The sequence below is a fragment of the Acidovorax sp. LjRoot74 genome (assembly GCF_964254355.1).
Taxonomy (GTDB): Bacteria; Pseudomonadota; Gammaproteobacteria; order Burkholderiales; family Burkholderiaceae_C; genus Acidovorax.
Window position 1 is genome coordinate 51,148 of record NZ_CAXUTI020000001.1, and the last position, 18,135, is coordinate 69,282.

The 18,135-nt window shown below is 63.1% G+C and carries 10 protein-coding genes and 2 pseudogenes; 2 read left to right on the forward strand and 10 right to left on the reverse strand.

Annotation, left to right across the window (positions count from 1 at the left end; genetic code table 11):
* Nucleotides 1-36 precede the first annotated feature (36 nt).
* Nucleotides 37-4,921: pseudogene (locus tag ACSQ3O_RS00240) on the forward strand (EAL domain-containing protein).
* A 1,162-nt stretch (nt 4,922-6,083) separates the two neighbouring features.
* Here ACSQ3O_RS00240 and ACSQ3O_RS00245 read toward each other — a convergent pair.
* Entirely contained in the window at nt 6,084-6,641 is a 558-nt protein-coding gene (locus ACSQ3O_RS00245) for a Spy/CpxP family protein refolding chaperone (RefSeq protein ID WP_436137429.1), read from the reverse strand.
* Between the two features lie 352 nt (nt 6,642-6,993).
* On the opposite strand from ACSQ3O_RS00245, the gene ACSQ3O_RS00250 reads away from it, so the two are divergent.
* Nucleotides 6,994-8,058 carry a recombination-associated protein RdgC gene (locus ACSQ3O_RS00250; protein ID WP_436137430.1) on the forward strand — a complete coding sequence of 355 codons (1,065 nt, stop codon included), beginning with the start codon at nt 6,994-6,996 and terminating at the stop codon, nt 8,056-8,058.
* 100 nt (nt 8,059-8,158) lie between these two features.
* Here the strand turns inward: ACSQ3O_RS00250 and ACSQ3O_RS00255 are convergent, their stop codons facing one another.
* The 9 genes and pseudogenes from ACSQ3O_RS00255 to ACSQ3O_RS00295 all read right to left on the reverse strand — a co-directional run bounded on the left by ACSQ3O_RS00255 (nt 8,159) and on the right by ACSQ3O_RS00295 (nt 18,127).
* Nucleotides 8,159-10,159 (reverse strand): beta-galactosidase, encoded by a 2,001-nt coding sequence (locus tag ACSQ3O_RS00255; RefSeq protein WP_436137431.1) that lies wholly within the window; start codon nt 10,157-10,159, stop codon nt 8,159-8,161.
* A gap of 79 nt (nt 10,160-10,238) precedes the next feature.
* On the reverse strand, nt 10,239-10,982 hold the full coding sequence (locus tag ACSQ3O_RS00260; RefSeq protein WP_436137432.1) for a gamma-glutamylcyclotransferase: 744 nt from the start codon (nt 10,980-10,982) through the stop codon (nt 10,239-10,241).
* Nucleotides 10,983-10,998: 16 nt separating this feature from the next.
* Nucleotides 10,999-11,745, reverse strand: a complete 747-nt coding sequence (locus tag ACSQ3O_RS00265; protein WP_436137433.1) for a pirin family protein — start codon at nt 11,743-11,745, stop codon at nt 10,999-11,001.
* Between the two features lie 124 nt (nt 11,746-11,869).
* A complete protein-coding gene (locus ACSQ3O_RS00270; RefSeq protein WP_137747408.1) occupies nt 11,870-12,277 on the reverse strand; it encodes a DUF3592 domain-containing protein in 408 nt (135 codons plus the stop codon).
* 83 nt (nt 12,278-12,360) lie between these two features.
* A complete protein-coding gene (locus tag ACSQ3O_RS00275; protein ID WP_436137434.1) occupies nt 12,361-13,161 on the reverse strand; it encodes an enoyl-CoA hydratase/isomerase family protein in 801 nt (266 codons plus the stop codon).
* Between the two features lie 101 nt (nt 13,162-13,262).
* Nucleotides 13,263-15,062, reverse strand: a complete 1,800-nt coding sequence (locus ACSQ3O_RS00280) for an AMP-dependent synthetase/ligase (RefSeq protein ID WP_436137435.1) — start codon at nt 15,060-15,062, stop codon at nt 13,263-13,265.
* Nucleotides 15,059-15,877 carry an ABC transporter ATP-binding protein gene (locus ACSQ3O_RS00285; RefSeq protein ID WP_291472800.1) on the reverse strand — a complete coding sequence of 273 codons (819 nt, stop codon included), beginning with the start codon at nt 15,875-15,877 and terminating at the stop codon, nt 15,059-15,061. The genes ACSQ3O_RS00280 and ACSQ3O_RS00285 overlap by 4 nt, the downstream gene beginning before the upstream one ends.
* A 13-nt stretch (nt 15,878-15,890) precedes the next feature.
* Nucleotides 15,891-17,072, reverse strand: a pseudogene (locus ACSQ3O_RS00290) (ABC transporter substrate-binding protein).
* A 17-nt stretch (nt 17,073-17,089) separates the two neighbouring features.
* Nucleotides 17,090-18,127, reverse strand: a complete 1,038-nt coding sequence (locus ACSQ3O_RS00295) for a branched-chain amino acid ABC transporter permease (RefSeq protein WP_436137436.1) — start codon at nt 18,125-18,127, stop codon at nt 17,090-17,092.
* Nucleotides 18,128-18,135: the final 8 nt, after the last annotated feature.

Sequence of the window (18,135 nt, forward strand, 5' to 3'; positions counted from 1 at the left end):
ATGCGCGCGCCTGGGCTCCGTGCTTGCCTGACGACCATGCCACCAGCGCAAGCCACCGCAGAAGCCGCAAGGCTCCAGGCACTGCAGTCTTACGCGATCCTCGACACCCCGGCCGAAGAAAGTTTTGACCAGCTGGCCAAGCTGGCCGCGCAGGTATGCCACTGCCCGATGGCGGTGGTCAACTTTGTGGACCATGAACGCCAGTGGTTCAAGGCCACGGTGGGCGTTCCCTTCCGCGAAACCGACCGTGCGATTGCGTTCTGCGCCCACGCCCTGAGCGGCAGCCGCGAGCCCCGGGTGGTGCCCGACACCACCCTGGACCCCAGCTTTGCCAGCAACCCGCTGGTGCTGGAAGAACCCCACATTCGCTTTTATGCCTGCGTACCCCTGGTCACGAACGAGGGGTTTGCGCTGGGCACCCTGGCGGTGCTGGACGGTGTGCCGCGCAGCCTCTCGCCCGAACAGCTGGAAGGCCTACGCATCCTGGCTGAGCAGACCATGATGCAGCTGGAGCTGCGCCGCCAGAAACGGCTGCTGGGCGACCTCGTGCAGCAGCGCGACCAGATGCACGCCGAGCTGGCCGCGCAGGGTGAGGCACTGCGCGTGACGGGACAGATTGCACGGGTCGGCGGTTGGACCGTCGAGCTGCCCGGCATGCAGCTGAGCTGGTCCGACGAAATTGCTGCCGCCTACGGCATTGCACAACGCACGGGCACGGCGGCACAGCTCCTGCAGTTCTACACCGTGCCACACCGGGCAGCCGTACAAAAGGCCTTCAACGACTGTGTGCTCACAGGCGCGCCGTTTGACATCGAGGCCGAGATGGTGATGCCCGGCGACCGGCACTTCTGGGTGCGCACGGCGGGCCAGGCAGTGCGCGATGCGGACGGCCGCATCGTCCGCGTGCAGGGCGCGTTCCAGGACATCTCGGCCCAGCACCAGGCCCACCAGGCGCGGCAGTTCAGCGAAGAGCGGTTTCACCTGGTGTCGCGCGCCACGGCCGATGCCGTGTGGGACTGGAACCTGCACACCGATGCGATGTGGTGGAACGAAGGCATGCAGAACCTGTTTGGCGTGCCACTGGACCAGCTGCCGCCCGACAGCACCTCGTGGACCCTGCGCCTGCACCCCGACGACAGCGCTGCGGTGCTCGATGGCATCCACGCGGCCATCGATGGCACGGCCAACCACTGGTCGGACGAATACCGTTTTCGCCGCCAGGATGGCAGCTACGCCTGGGTGCTGGACCGGGGCTTCCTGATCCGCGACCTGCAGGGCAAGGCTGTGCGCATGGTGGGCGGCATGACCGACATCAGCGCCCAGAAGCTGGCCGACCTGGACGCCCAGCGCGATGCGCAAAACCATGCCGAGCTGCTGCAGGTGCAGCAGCGCATCTCGTCGCTGGACATGCCCTTGCCCGAGGTGCTGCAGCTGGTTGCCAGCACCGTGCTGCGCCAGACCCATGCGCGCGGCGCGATGGTGGAGCTGCTGCAGGGGGGTCGCCAGCTGGTGGCACAGGCCTCGGCGGGCGACCATGTGCGGCCGGTGGGCAACCTGCTGCCCGTAGACCAGAGCCTGCTGTGGCCCGCGCTCAGCCAGGGCCAGACCGTGGTGTGCAACGACACCGAGGCCGAGGGCTGGGACATGGCCTCGATGCCGCACCGCCATGGCGTCCTGTCGGTGATGGCCGTGCCGCTGCGCAGCGGCGACGCCATCGTGGGCTCGCTCAAGGTCACCTCCGACAAGACCAACGCGTTCTCACGCCGCGATGTGGCCCACCTGGAGATCCTCACCGAATCCCTGGGCGCCATGGTGCAGCTGCGCCATGTGGCCGGGCAGCTGCACGCGTCCGAGCTGCAGTACCGCATGCTGTTTGACGAGCACCCGCACCCGATGTGGGTGTACGACAAGGAAACGCAGCGGCTGCAGGCCGTGAACCGGTCGATGGAAACCCACTACGGCTACACTGAGGCCGAGCTGCTGACCATGCAGATGACCGACCTGTGGCCTGCTGAGCGGCGCGATGCCATCCGCGCGTCCATCGACGCCATCCCCATGGACCAGCGCAACAAGCCGGTCATCAGCCGCCATGTCAAAAAAGACGGCTCGTTCATGGACGTGGAGATCACGGCGGGCAGCATCAGCTTCAATGGCCGCCCGGCCCGGCAGGTGCTGGCCACCGATGTGACCGAGCGCCTGCGCACCGAGCGCGAACTGGCGCGCATGGGCCGCGCGCAGCGCCTCTTGAGCGCCTGCAACGAAACCCTGGTGCGCGCCACCTCCGAAACAGCCTTGCTGCAGGCCATCTGCCAGATTGCGGTGGACATCGGCGGCTACCGCATGGGCTGGGTGGGATTGGCGCTGGACGATGAACGCAAGTCCATCCAGCCCGTCGCCCACGCGGGCTACAACGAACACTACCTGGAGAACCTGCACCTGTCCTGGTCGGCCGACGACCGCTATGGGCGGGGCCCGGCAGGCATGGCCATCCGTTCGGGCCAGCCCGTGATCGTGCAGGACATCCGCACCGAAGGCGACTTTGCCGACTGGACCGAGCGCATGCTGGACAACGGTTTCCACGGCGTGATCTGCCTGCCCCTGCGGCACCGCGACCAGGACCGAGCCTTTGGCCTGCTCTACCTGTACGCCCCCGACATCCTGCAGATCAGCCCCGAGGAAGCCGCGCTGCTGCAGGAGCTGGCCAGCGACTTGGCCTTTGGCATCACCAGCCTGCGCGCGCACAAGGCGCAGCAGCGGCTGCAGGCCTCGGTGCTCAAGGTGGCGGCGGCGGTGTCAGCCAGCACAGGCACCGAGTTTTTTGTGCAGCTGGTGCGCAACATGGCCGACGCGCTGGATGCGCAAGGCGGCTGCGTGGTGCGGTTGCTGCCCGCCACCGCCAAGGACCAGCCGCCCCGGGTGGCGACGCTGGCTGCCGTGCTCGACGGTCAGATGCTGCCCAACGACGAATACTCCCTGGCGGGCACCCCCAGCCTGCTGCTGATGGCGCAGCGCACCCATGTGGTGGCCGACAAGGTGCAGCAGCTCTACCCCGAGGCACCCATCCTCGCCAAGGTCGGCGCCCAGGCCTATGCAGGCCAGCAGCTGTGCAATGCCGACGGTGAGGTGGTGGGCATCGTGTTCGTGCTGTTCCGCCAGCCGATTGCCGAAACCGACTTCATCGCCTCCACGCTGCAGATCTTTGCCTCGCGCGCCTCGGCCGAGATCGAACGCCAGCTGGCCGATGCCCGCATCCGCCACCAGGCCTCGCTGCTGGACAAGGCACAGGATGCCATCGTGGTGCGCGACCTGGAGCACCGCGCCATCTACTGGAACAAAAGTGCCGAGCGCCTGTATGGCTGGTCACAACTACAGACGCTGGGCCAGTCCATCGAGACCCTGCTCTACGACGACCCCACCCATTTCCGCCACGCCACCCAAACGGTGCTGGAGCAGGGTGAGTGGACGGGCGAGATCGTGCAACGCCACCGCAACGGCAGCACCATCGAGGTTGAAGGCCGCTGGACGCTGGTGCGCGGCGACGATGGGCAGCCGCAGTCCATCCTGGCGATCAACACCGACATCAGCCAGCGCAAGGCCAATGAGCGCGAGATCCAGCGCCTGGCGTTTTACGACGCACTCACCGGCCTGCCCAACCGCATGCTGCTCATGGACCGCATGCACCAGGCCCTGGCCACCGCGCAGCGGCGCCAGCAGGGCGGGGCGCTGCTGTTCATCGACCTGGACAACTTCAAGACCTTGAACGACACCCTGGGCCATGACCAGGGCGACCTGCTGCTGCAGCAGGTGGCGCAGCGCCTGAACACCTGCGTGCGCAGCGTGGACACGGTGGCCCGGCTGGGGGGCGACGAGTTTGTGGTCATGCTGGAAGAACTCAGCCCCAAGCCGCACGAGCTGGCGCTGCACGCCCGCAGCGTGGGCGAAAAGATACTGACCATGCTGGCCGTGCCCTATGCGCTGGAGGGCTACCAGTACCGCAGCACGCCCAGCATCGGCATTGCGCCCTTTGCAGGCGAGCTGACCAGCGTGGGCGAGCTGCTCAAGCAGGCCGACCTGGCCATGTACCAGGCCAAGACGGCGGGGCGCAACACGCTGCGCTTTTTTGACCCCGACATGCAGGCCGTGGTCACGGCCCGCGCCGCGCTGGAGGCCGACCTGCGCTCGGCCCTGGCGCAGGATGAATTCTTGCTGCACTTTCAGCCGCAGATGCGCCACACCGGCCAATGTGTGGGGGTGGAAGCGCTGGTGCGCTGGGCCCATCCACAGCGGGGCATGGTCTCGCCTGCGCAGTTCATCCCGCTGGCCGAGGAGACCGGGCTCATCCTGCCCCTGGGCCGCTGGGTGCTGCACAACGCCTGCCAGCAGCTGGCCAGTTGGCAGCAAGACCCGGCCCTGGCCCACCTGACCATGGCCGTGAACGTGAGTTCGCGCCAGTTCCGCCATGCCAGTTTTGTGGACGACGTGGCCCGGGTGCTGGCGATCACGGGCGCCCCATCCGGCCAGCTCAAGCTGGAGCTGACCGAAAGTGTGCTGGTGGAGGACATGGAAACCACCATCGCCACCATGGAAGCGCTGCGCAGCTATGGCGTGGGTTTTTCTCTGGACGACTTCGGCACCGGCTACTCCAGCCTGAGCTACCTCAAGCGCGCCGCTGGACCAGCTCAAGATCGACCAAAGCTTTGTGCGCGACCTGCTGACCGACCCGAACGACGCGGCGATTGTGGACACCATCATCGGCCTGTCGCGCAGCCTGGGCCTGGAAGTGATTGCCGAAGGCGTAGAGAGCACCGAGCAACGCGAGCTGCTGGCCCGCGCAGGCTGCCAGCTCTACCAGGGCTACCTGTTCAGCCGCCCCCTGTCTGTGGACCTCCTGGACGCCTTCCTGCGGGCACCGGCGGCGTAGGGCCCTTTCTTTTCTCTGCTTTTCCCGCAGACCTGGACCGAACCGCAGCCAAGGCTGCGTTTTTTTTCGCCCTTTTTGTCCTTCTCGCCCCCCTTTCGTCACGTTTGACCTGTGCAGGGACGGCTGGCCATCACCCTGAGGCCCCGACATGCGGTGACGGCCACGCATGGGGTCCCCTGCCGCGGTGCTCCGGACCCCGGAGAAGTTGTTCCCTGTCTTTCTTCTTATATCTTTTATAAATACATAGTCGTAGTAGTAAGGGGCGGCCCCCGCTGTGGACAACCGGGTTTTCTGCTGCCCTGGCGTGCACTTAGCACCGCGCCAACCCTGTGCACCAACCCCTGCTGCCGCTGTCCCGGCAACGGGGACAAAAGCCCGCAGGCGGCGTTTTCTGTGGATAACCCCTGGCTTGTGCCAAAACTATCCCCAGTTTTACGCACCGGGCGCCAGGTCGTGAAATTTTTGATTCAAATTGGGCCTATGCGCGCATTGGGTAAGCTTTTTTAGCTATCAATTGGGTAGCTAACGGAGTGCGATGCAGGGCACCCATCGTCCCCGCACGCGGCATCCGTCCCGGCCAGACGCAGGTGTTGGCGCCGTCCAGGTCCCGTCGCCGGATGGAATCCCCCCCCGTTTTTTGATCCGTTCTCCGAATCGGGCCGCTATCCCCACCTTCCTGCGTCTCACAGAGGGTGAATGGGGCCCCGAAATGGCGGTTCTGGTTGTTCTTTAATAGCTTTATAGATAAATAGCAGTAGTAATAGAGCAGCCCCGTTTCTGTGGACAAACCCTTTTTCCTGAATGCTGGCGCGGGTTTGCGTCGCCGCAAAGTCTGTGCGGCGGGCTGCACAAAGCCCGGGGCCGACAGACAACAACTTTGCGGCACTGCCTTTTTGTGTGGATAACCGCCCGGTTGTGCCAGAACTGTTCCCAGACTTATCCACAATCCGGGCGCAGGCCCTGGTTTTGGGGGCCTGTGGATGGGCATCCTTGGCCTCGTGCTGCGTTTGCAGCGGGTCCTCTGGTGGCTCGCCGGCCCCACAGCCCTAGTCCCATAGCCGGGCAAAGCGCAAAAAAACCCGGCGTCCTGGGGAGGAGCGCCGGGTGGGCGGGGATGTGCGGGGCTACGCCATGGAGGCGGGCCCGCTGGTGCCTGCGTGGCTTACTGTGCCGGTGCCGGGCCGGGTTTACCGCTCGCGCCGCCGTGGTGGCGTTCACCCGGGCCGCCATGGCCCCCATGGCGGCCTTCGCCGCCCTTCATGCCGCCCATGTGGTGCCCACGGTGTGCCTGGGCATCAAAGGTCTTTTGCTGCTCGGGCGTCAGCGCGGCATAAAAGGCCTTGGTAGCCTCGCCCCGGCGGTCGGCTTCGGCGGCATGCTGGGCGCGCAGGGCCCGCATGCGGTCGATGCGCTCGGGGGTGGTGAGCTTGTCCATGTCCTGGCGGTCCAGGCGGGCGGGGCGCTCGCCGGGCTGCAGGGCGGTGGTGAAGCTGGTCCAGGCGGGTTCCTGGGCGGCGGTCAGCTTGAGCTGGGCCTTGAGTTCGGCCAGGTGCTTGGCATGGCGCTGGGCGTGGTCGCCGTGGCGGCGCTCGTGCCGGGCGTCAGGGGCCTTGGCCGAAGCAGCAGGGGGCGCAGCAGGCGGCTGTTGCGCCAGAACGGGCAGGGCCATGGCTGCCAGCAAGGCGGTGGCAGCAAAACGGCGTTGGAAGGTGGATGCCATGGGAGGGAGTCCTTTCACAGGGGTTGGCTCGCTGCAACGACCGTTTCAGCGATTGAGGGTCAGTGTCCGCCCCGCATGTATCGCCGCCGTGCGCGTTGGATGAGGCTGTGTAAAGTTGTGCCAAGAAGCTTCATCGGGGTGCGGCCTGTTCCCATGGTCCATTATGGTCAAAATGCCGCCTTCCGCGCAATGGATAAGTCTTTATAGCTATTAAATTTGTAGCTTTTGACAGGCGTCAAGCCGCAGCCCCGGCGGGCCTGCATCAGGCCCGGGGTGGCGACCGCCGACAATGGCGGGTTCCGAGCCCGTTGGCTTGCTTTTTATTCACCAACGACCCAACAAAAGGTTTTCCGTGTTCAAGAACATGATCGTGTACCGCATTGCACCGCAATGGCAGGTGGAATTGACGCAGATCGAAGAGGCACTGGCCAAGGCGCCCTTCATGGAATGTGGCGCCACGCAGGAAAAATCCCTGGGCTGGGTGCCGCCACGCGGCGATGCCCACGGCCCGCTGGCCGAGTCGGTCGGGGGCCAATGGATCCTGCGCTTCATGGTCGAATCCAAGGTGCTGCCCGGCAGCGTGCTGGCGCGCAAGGTCAAGGAAAAGGCCGAACGCATCGAGCAGGAAACCGGCCGCAAGCCCGGCAAGAAGGAAAGCAAGGAGCTCAAAGACGAGGCCAAGCTGGACCTGCTGCCCATGGCCTTCACCAAGCAGGGCTCGATGTGGGTGTGGATCGACACCGCCTCGCGCCTCCTGGTGCTGGACACGTCCAGCCAGGGCCGTGCCGACGAGGTGGTCACGCTGCTGGTCGAATCCCTGCCCGGCCTGTCGGTGTCGCTCATCAACACCCAGACCAGCCCCCAGGCCGCCATGTCCCACTGGCTCAAGGAGCAGGAACCGCCCGTGGGCTTCACGGTGGACCGTGAATGTGAACTCAAAAGCGCGAACGAAGAAAAAGCCGTGGTGCGCTACGCCCGCCACCCGCTCGACATCGAAGAGGTGCAGGCCCACATCGACGCAGGCAAGCTGCCCACCAAACTCGCCCTCACCTGGGACGACCGCGTGAGCTTCATGCTCACCGAGGGGCTGCAGATCAAGAAGGTATCGTTCCTCGACACCGTGTTCGAGGGCACCAAAGCGGATGATGGTGGTTTTGACACTGACGTGGCGATTGCCACCGGCGAGCTGGTCAAGCTGATCCCCGACCTGATCGAGGCGCTGGGGGGCGAGGCGGAGAGTGGTGTGGCCAGTGCGGCCGATGCGGTGGCAGCCACTGCAACTGCTGTTGTTCCAAACACGGCTGCACCACGGGTTTCGGCGCCCACGGCACCTGCACGTAAATCAGCGGGAGGTGGCGTGGTGACCGGGCCTCGGGAGGCGCCTGTGGACACAGACCCGGAAGCAGCGCCGTTTTGAGCTGATCATGCCCCCTGCGGTTCGCACTGCGGGCGCTGACCGCAGACTGCGACGGTGCACATTGCTGGCGGCAGGGGGCGTGACATCCGGGTTCTGAAAATCACTTGGACAGGCGTTTGCTTTTTTGCGCCACGTTCCTGATTTCCTGGACAAATAGTTTTCTCCAGACACCTTGTGTACTGTCTTCGACCAGCTGTGGCATCAAGCCGAAGGCCAAGGTGCGTTCTCCCCGCACCATGATTCCGCTATCGCGTTGCATGATGTCTGTGGCCAGCAACTGGTAGCCTGCCCGGGGGGTGATAGAGGCGTAGCTGGTATAGAGACGGCGGGATGGCTTGAGGCGATAAATTTCACCATCCACCAGAAAAATACCACCCTTGTTATTCCATTTGATTTTTTCAATACCAAATACTTCGTTCATCCAGTCGAAGGTGGGTTTTCCATTTTCATCAAATTCTCCAAGCCGCATGTCCTGGATGAGTGCTCCACCATTTTTCCAATAGGTAGTGAGTTTGGATTTTATGCTTTGTGGCAGTGCTGCTTGGTGTGGCACGAAGATGGCATCAAGGCTCTGAACGATCAAATCGTCCTGGAGCAAGTTTTTTTCACCAATGAGATAAACATCCAGCTCTGGTTGGTCGCTCAGAATTTTGTATGCCGCAAACAGAGCATCTCGGTGGATGTTCCTTCCGGCGCTTCTTTCTCCATGCCACACATAGAAGTTCGTGGTAGAACCCAGAATGCCAATTTTGATTCTTTTCTGATCGACATTCGGACGGGTTGTTGCGGGTTTGACGGAAATGGCACGGAGTTTTTCTGTATCGACGGTGGCTGATTGCCCTTCAGTAGCCTGGCGCTGGAATCCTCCCACCTCGAAACCGATGACGTTGGGTTGAGAAAGTGATTGGGAGATGGAGCGATTGATAACAGGAATCAGCTCGTGGGTTTTCTTTTGTCTTTCCCACACTTCTGCATAGGCACCCACCATGATTTGCTTGTAGCCTAGCGAGCCCATGTAGTTGGCAAGTGTTGGGAGAACATCCGCGTCTGGCAAAAGCTTATATCCGTCATAGAAATTGAAATCGATCACAGCAATATCGATGCAGCCTGCCAGTTTTTCAACAACACCGGTTGTATAGATTGCGTCATGCGATGTGAATGTCTCGGCAAAGTAGCCAATTGCCAAAGCTCCTTTTCTCTGAATGGCTTTGGAGTACAGGCAGGTAGCATCGCGAAGTCGGTTCTCCCTGTATTCTTTGTGGGCATGGAGGAGTGGTTCTGCTTTTTGAGAACCTATTTCAATATTGTTGTTGTAGTTGATGACAGGTTGTGGCTCCCCATATTTTTTTGCAAAATCTTGTTGGGTAGACTCCTTGTAATCACGCCATTGGTAGCCAGTTTGTCCGTACTTTATCTCATGCTCTTCCTGAAGACCCACTGCAAAGCCAAGTATCTTTCCTGGGTAACGGTTGGAAAAGTGATGAACAGTTTTTTCTATGAATTCCGTTGATTTTTTTTGAATTAATTCATCAGTAAAATCTAATTGCCATTGATATTCTCCAGAGAAATTTTTCATTACTGAATCTGGATGATCTTTGTAGATCCATGCTGGTACGGTGGAGGTGTCAGGTACTTTTTGGCCGTTCTCGTTGAGATACGTTCTCCCTCCCATGTCGAGTACCAATATAAGAGAAATTCCATTATTAACAATGGCATCAAGGTACTTGTGATAGTGAGAGAATTGATGATTATTTTTTTGAACCTCAATGTCAGACCAATTGAGATAAAAAGTGATGTGAGTGAATCCACTTTTCTTTATTCGACTCAATAGATTGGCATCCTGATTGATATCCCAAGGCATCAAAATAATGCTTGAAACAGGATCCTTGGGTGCAAGAGTGTTGGCAAAGGCGACGGAAGAAAAAAGAAACGCCGCAATACAGAGGATTTTTTTCATGGAAGAGGCTTCGGAATAAATTCGAGGTGCTGTCCCTGCATTCAGGAGCGCAGGGTGTTTTTCCATCGGCTCCTGGGTGTGGACGTATGGGGCACGCAGGCGAAAGAACAACAGGCACGGAGGTTTTCTGTGCCATTGTTTCATGGACCGTACCAGCGGTTTCTCAGGAGCCTGAACACCAATGTTCCATTGAGGACCATGGACGCATCCCCTGCTGCGAATGTCAGGGAAACGGCTCTATCCGCGCCACCATCGCCGCTAGCCTGTCCACATACCCATCCTCCACCCCCAGCACATCCAGCTGTCGCACGAGCTGATCCAGGTAGTCGCGGTTGCTGCCAATGCGGCCACAGGCGCGGGCGATGGTGGCAGCGGTGGACTGCATCGACAGGCCCCTCTGGTGGTGGGGGTGCCGGGTGTTGGCGACCAGCACCAGCGCCTGCACCGTGCCCTGGGGGGTGGGCAGGGCCAGCAGCGCGGGGCAGTAGGCGCCGGTGATCATCTCGCGGCGCCAGAGCAGGCGGGATTCGGCGTCTACCAGCGGGGCAGGGATCCGGAAAACCAGGCCTTCGCAGGCCCCGTCGGTGTCCGGCTCCAGCGTCAGTACCAGCCCGGGGCAGTCGGGTGTGCCCCGGCCTATCGTGGTGCCCAGGGAGAAACGGCGTGCATACCCTGGCAGGTGTGCGCGGCGCACCTCAGCAAAGTGAAAGCCCGGGTTCCACATCAGCGAGCCATAGGCAAACACCCACAGATCCTGCTGCTGGGCCGTGATGGTGGAAAGCACATCGCGGCGGGATTGCTCCACCTCGCTGTCGGGCAGGCGCCAGTGGGCGGGCAGGCCCTGGCTGCGGGCCTGGGCATCCCACTCGGCCAGCACCTCGTCGGTCAGGCGCAGGCCCGAGGCGCTGGCCGGGGTGAGCCGGCCTTGCAGTTCGGGCAGGTGGGCAAAGGCGTTGGGGTGGGGCATGGTGGCGGGTCGTGGGTTATCGGCGGGCCAGGTCGAACACCAGTACCTCGGCGCCTGCGCCGTGGGCCAGGGTCAGCTGGTGTTCGTTTTCCAGCAAGGCGCCATCGCCAGCGGCCAGTGGCACGCCGTTGACCTGCACGGTGCCCCGTGCCAGGTGTACGTAGGCCAGGCGTTGGGTGTCGAGCGGCTGGGTGGCGCTCTCTGCGTCGCCGTCGAACAGGCCTGCCCAGAGGGAGGCGTCGGCATTCATGCTGACCGAGCCCTCCAGCCCCTTGCGTGAGGCAATGCGCACCAGGCGGCCCCTGCGGTCTGCGGCCGGGAAATGTTTTTGTTCGTAGCTGGGGCGTATGCCCGTGAACAGGGGCTTGAACCAGATCTGCAGGAAGTGGGTGTCCTGGTCCTGCAGCGCGTTGAACTCGCTGTGCTGCACGCCCCAACCCGCACTCATGCGCTGCACATCGCCGGGGCGCAGGATGCCGGTGGGGGTGGGCGAAGGGGTGGTGCTGTCTGCATGGCTGCGTTGCGCCACGTTGTCCCGGTGGGCCAGTGCGCCGCTGAGCACATAGCTCACGATCTCCATGTCGCGGTGTCCGTGGCTGCCAAAGCCCTGGTCGGGTGCCACGGTGTCGTCGTTGAGCACCAGCAGGTTGCCGTGGCCCTGGTGGCGCAGGTCGAAGTAGCTGCCAAACGAAAAGCTGTGGGCGCTGTGCAGCCAGCCGGTGGAGGAGCGGCCCCGGTCGGAGGCGGCGCGGACGGTGATCATGATCCAAACTCTAGATGACGCCTTCCCGGCCATCAATCGCTGGCCGTCGAACTCACTGTCCTGAGGCCCAGACCAATGTCCGGTGCCTGTGCACAGACATCGCTGATGCGGTCTGGCCTGGTGGTCAGAGAAGAAGGAGCGCGGCCAGGGCCAAGGCGCCGCCCACCAGCACCAATGTCCAGGACGAGGCCTGCTTCACGAACACGAAGCTGCTCGGGTCGTTCGGCAGATAGGCGATCTCCACGGGGCGGTTGGCCTTGAATTCGGCCAGCACCTCTTCCGGGAAGCTGTGTTTGACGACCATCTGCTGTCCGCTCTCCGTCTTGAAGCGGAACTCGGCGGTGTAGGTGGAAGAGCCGCTTTTCTTGAATTCGGTGTACTGCGTGATGGGCTCCACCACAGCATGTTTGCCGATCTTCAGTGTTCTGGACAGCTCGGACCGTTCCTGCATTCCAAAAGCGATGAACACGATCCCGGCGAGGACGCCCAGGATTTTGAACAGCAGCTTGCCTTGTTGACGCGATGGCTTCATGCGCTCACTCCCTCCGTTTTGGCTGGAGTGTAAGGGCGTGGAATCATCGGCGCTGGTGAAGCGGGCAGCGCAGCCGCAGGCATTTACCGGCCCGCAAACGACGGGCTCTGGCGCTGGTGAAACGCCTCTACCCCCGCGCGGAAGTCTTCGGTGCCTGCGCAGCGCACAAAGGCGTCTTTTTCTGCGGCCAGCTGCTCGGGCAGCGTGTGGTCCATCGATGTGCGCATCAGGCGTTTCATGGCGCCGTAGGCCAGCGTCGGACCATTGGCCAGGCGCTGGGCCAGGGCGGCGGTGGCGCTGTCCAGTTCGGCAGCGGGCACCACGCGGTTGATGAGACCCAGGCGCAGGGCGTCGTCGGCCGTGAAGGCCTCGCCCAGCAGCGCAATCTCCAGCGCCTGGCGAACACCCACGATGCGCGGCAGCGCCCACGAGGCGCCCACATCGCAGCTGGTGCCGAGGTTGATGTACGCCAGGTTGAAGCGTGTGCCTTCGGCAGCGATCACGTAGTCGGCCATCAGCACCAGGCTCAGGCCCGCACCGGCGGCCGCACCGTGCACCTGTGCGATGACAGGCGCGTTCATCTGCGCGAGCAGCAGCAACGCCTGGTTCAGTGGCGTGAGGATGTCGATGGCGCCCTGCACCAGGTCGGCGCGTAGCGTGGCCAGGTCGCCCCCGGCCATGAAGCCCCGGCCGTTGCCACACAGCACCACGGCGCGCACACCGGGGTCGGCGGCGAGGGACTGCACGGCGGCGAGGAAGGCGTTGGCCATGGGCACGTCGATGGCGTTGAGCGCCTCGGGCCGGTTGAAGCGCAGCGTGGCGATGTCGCCGTCACGCTCCAGCAGCAAGGGGTGAATGGTGGGGATGGCTGCGGTGTTTTTCATCTCAAATAAGCCCTCTGAGCGCGCCAGTAAAGCGCTTATAGCTCCTGTTTTGATAGTGAACGGATCAGGCAGGTCTTGCAGGTCTGTCCACCAACCCGCGTTCAGCCGTACAGCGCCTCGATCTCGGCCGCGTAGGTTTTGTAGATGCTGGAGCGGCGCACTTTCATCGTTGCGGTCACCTCACCATCGTCGTGGTCCAGCTCTTTGGTGAGCAGGTGGAACTTGCGGATTTGCGAGACCTGCGCCAGGCGCTGGTTGCCCTGGTTGATTTCGGCATCGATGAGGCCACGCACCTCGGGGTGCTCCACCAGCGAGCGAAAGTGCGTGAACGGAATGCGCCGCGCCTCGGCCCATTTGCCCACGGTTTCGTAGTCGATCATCACCAGCGCGCCGACAAACTTGCGCGCCTCGGCCACGATGATGCATTCCTTGATAAAGGGGCTGCCCTTCATCGTGTTCTCGATCTCGGAGGGCGTGAGGTTCTTGCCGCCCGCCGTGATCATGATGTCTTTCAGACGGTCCACGATCTTGATCTGGCCTTGCTCTTCGCGCACCACGTCGCCGGTGTGCAGCCAGCCGCCCACGATGCTGCTGGCCGTGGCCTCGGGGTTCTTGTAGTAGCCCGCAAACACCATGTCGCCTTTGAGCTGGAGTTCGCCGTTGTCGGCAATGCGGTGCTCCACGCCTTGCGTGGGCACGCCCACGGTGCCTACCACCACATGGTCCAGACGGTGGCCCGTGACCATGCCGGTCGATTCGGTCAGGCCATACACCTCGATGAGCGGCACGCCCAGCACACGGAAGAAGCGGACCACGTCGGGCGGAATGGGCGCCGCCCCCGTGAGCGCGACGTGCGCGTTTCGCAGGCCGATGAAGTTCTGCAGCGCGCGGAACACCAGCCAGTAGCTCGCAGCAAAGGTGAGCTTGTCGGCAGCGCTCCAGGCACTGCGCGGCTTCTCGGCCAGCGGCTTGCAGGCGTTGTAGGCCTTGTGGAACAGCGCGCGGCGCAGGCCACCGGTTTCCTGCAGCTTGATGTGGATGGCCGCGTGCAGCTTTTCCCAGATGCGAGGCACGCCCAGGAACATGGTGGGCGCGACTTCGCGCAGGTCTTCCTGCACGGTGCGGATGGATTCACCAAAGTTCACCTGCGAGCCGATGTACACGGGCACAATGCTGGTCAGCATCTGCTCGGCCACATGGCACAGCGGCAGGTACGACAGGTGTGTGGTGCCTTGCGACAGTTCCAGCCGGTCCACGATGCCCGGCACCACGCCCCGGATGTTGCGGTACGAAATCATCGCGCCCTTGGGCTTGCCGGTGGAGCCCGAGGTGTAGATCATCAGGCCCACGTCATCCAGCCGCTGGCGTGCAAGGGCGTCGTCGATGATCGCCTGCTGGCCCGATGCCGCGCCCAGCTGTTCGACCTCGTCAAACGTGGTGATGAACTGCCGCACCTCCGGCGCAAAGCTGCGCAGGCCCTTGGTCTCCATGACCACGATCTTTTTCAGGCGCGGCAGCTCGGGCAGTGCGGCCAGCAGCTTGTCGGTCTGCTCCTGGTCTTCGCAGACCATGATTTCGATGTCGGCATGGCCCACCACATAGGCCACCTCGTTGGTGGGGCTGGTGGGGTAGACACCCACGGTCACCGCGCCCACCAGGCCCGCGCCCATCTGGGCCAGCACCCACTCGATGCGGTTCTCGGAGATCACGCCCACATGCCCGCCCGCAGGCAGGCCCAGCGCGCGCAGCCCCAGGCCGAAGTGGCTGGCGCGCTGGTGGTACTGCGCCCAGGTGAAGGGCTTCCAGATACCGAAGTCCTTTTGCCGGATGGCGATGCGCTGCGCGTCGGTGCGCGCGCGCTCGCGCAGCATTTGGGGCAGGGTGAAGTCGGGGAGCGTCATGACAGCCATCTTTTGCGGCGCTTGTAGTGCTTGATCTCTTTGAAGCTCTTGGCCTCGCCGCCACCGCCCATGCCCAGGTAGAACTCGCGCACATCGGGGTCGTTGGCCAGGCGCTCGGCCGTGCCGTCGATCACGATCTTGCCGTTCTCCATGATGTAGCCCCGGTGCGCCACGGCCAGCGCCACGGTGGCGTTTTGCTCCACCAGCAGCATGCTGGTGCCGCGCTCGGCATTGATGCGCGCGATGATGGTGAAGATGTCTTCGACGAGCTTGGGAGACAAGCCCAGCGAGGGTTCGTCGAGCAGGATGAGCTGGGGCTGCGCGATGAGTGCGCGGCCAATCGCCAGCATCTGTTGCTCACCGCCCGACAGGTAGCCGGCCAGGCCCTTGCGCCGCTCGTGCAGGCGCGGGAAGTAGCTGTAGACCAGATCGAAATCCGGCGTCGCATCCTTGCGCCCTGTGAGCGCATAGGTCGCTGCCACCAGGTTCTCTTCGACCGTGAGGTCTTCAAACACGCGGCGGCCTTCCATCACATGGCTCAGGCCGTTGCGCACCAGCTGCTGCGGTGCGAGGGCCGCTGTAGGCTGGCCGTTGAAGTGGATGCTGCCGCTTTCGACCACACCATCCTCCAGCGCCAACAGGCCCGAGATGGCCTTGAGCGTGGTGCTCTTGCCCGCCCCGTTGCTGCCCAGCAGTGCCACGATCTGCCCCCGTGGCACGGCCAGCGACAGGCCGCGCAGGGCCTGCACCACCTTGTTGTAGATGACCTCGATGTTGTTGACTTCGAGGACGTGGGCCGGGGTTGGCTGGGTCATGGCAACAGCAGGGTCAGAGCTTGATCCAGTCGGAGGCCGCAACCATCTTCTGGGCCTTCATGTCGGCGCGGTACACGCGGCCCACGGGGATGGAGTTGCCGCTGATGGTGATCGGCACACCGATCAGGCCACCCGTGTCGAAGTCCTTGATGGAGTTGAGCGCGGTCTTGAGGTTGGGGCCTGTGAGCGGCTTGCCCGCATCCAGGCAGCGCTTGGCCGATTCGGTGAACAGCATGGCGGCCAGGAAGCCCTGGATGTAGGCCGTGCTCTGGTACTCGGGGCGCATGGCACGGATCTTCTCCAGCATGGGCGCCTTTTCGGTGTCGTAGTAGTAGCGGTAGGGCATCACGCCCATGAAGCCGTCGGCGGCCTCGCCCATCTTCATCACGGTGGAGCTGTCCATGGTCCAGAAGGTGCCCATCCATTTGCTGGTCATGCCCTGCTGCTTGCCCTGGGTGATGAACTCGGGGATGGGTGCGAGGATGTAGCCGTGGAAGATGGTGTAGTCGGGCGCAGCGCGGCGCAGCTTGATGACTTCGGTGGACACGTCCACGCTGCCAGCGGGCGTCATGATCTTGATGGGCACCGACAGGCCGAGCTTCTTGGCCATGGCTTCGCTGGACTCTATGGGGTCGCGGCCGAATTCGGAATCGGAGTACACGAAGGCCACCTTGGCGCCGGGCTTCTCTTTGGCGATGTGCTTGAGCAGGATGCCGAACATCTCGGTGTAGTCGGGGCCGACCAGAAACTGGTTGGGGTACTTCGTGGGGTCGTTGAGTTCGGTGGCAAACGATGCGCCCGCCATCAGGATGTTGCCGTTGCGGTCCAGCTCGGGGTTGATGGTTTTGGAGAAGCCTGTGGAGTCGCCGTAGTACAGGTTGACCTTGTTCTGACTGGTGATCTTCTTGAACGCAGCCACCTACACATCGACCTTGTAGCCCGTGTCTTCGGGCACGTACTTGACCTTGCGGCCCTTGATGCCACCCGCGTCGTTGAGCATCTTCACGTAGTCGCCCATGCCCGCGTTAATGCCGACCCCCGCAAACGCGAACACGCCGGTGAGCGGGATGGAGCCACCGATCACGATCTCTTCGGCGCCTTGGGCCAGCACCGACAGCGGGCTGGTGAGGGCAGCGGCGCCAGCGGCTCCGAGCAAAAGTTGGCGGCGCTGGAAGGAAGTGCGTTGTGTGTCCATGGTTGTCTCCTATAGGTTTAGTTGCGGAAAGGCCAGAGATGGAAGAAACGACGGACGCGCCGCCACACTTCGGCCAGGCCATGGGGCTCGAAGACGAGGAAGCCGATGATGAGCAGGCCAAATATGACCGTGCGCACGGGCGAGAGGAACACTGTGAGTTCGCTGCCACCGGGCACCAGGTCCACCACGAGCTTGAGCAGCTCGGGCACCATGGTCATGAACACGGCGCCCAGGATGCCGCCCAGGATGGAGCCCATGCCGCCGACGATGATGGCCGCCAGGAAGAAGATGGACATGAGCAGCGGAAAACTCTCGGGCGTGACCACGCGGAAGAAGTACGCCCACAGCCCGCCTGCCACACCCGCATAGAACGACGACAGTCCAAACGACAGCAGCTTGTAGCGCAGCAGCGGTATGCCCAGCACCTCGGCCGAGATGTCGCGGTCGCGGATGGCGATGAAGGCACGGCCCACGCGCGTGCGGAACAGGTTGGCCGCGCCCAGCAGCATGAGGATGGTGACGGGCACGATGAGCCAGTACAGCCGGAACGAGGTGTCGAGCGCCATGCCGAACAGCTTGGCGGGTGGCACGCTCAGGCCGCCGGTGCCGCCGGTGAACTTCCAGTTGGCAAAGATGAAGTGCGCGATGAACGATGCGGCAATTGTGGCAATCGCCAGGTACAGCCCCTTCACGCGCAGCGAAGGAATGCCCACCACGATGCCGCCCAGCATGGCGACAAAACCACCGGCCAGCAGGTTGAGCACAAAGGGCGTGCCCACCTTGGTTTCCAGCACGGCCACGGTGTAGGCGCCCAGGCCCATGAAGGCCGCTTGCCCCAGGCTGACGAGGCCTGTGTAGCCCGTGAGGATGTTGAGCCCCGTGGCGCTGGCCACATTGATGCTGACCAGGCAGGCCAGGTACAGCCAGTAGTCGCTGGCCATGAACGGGAACACCACCAGCAGCGCAGCGCCCACGGCCAGCCACACCCTTTGCGTGCGCGAGTCGAACAGCGCCGCGTCGGCGATGTAGGTTTCCTTGAGGGTTCCGATGCGCATGGGGTCGG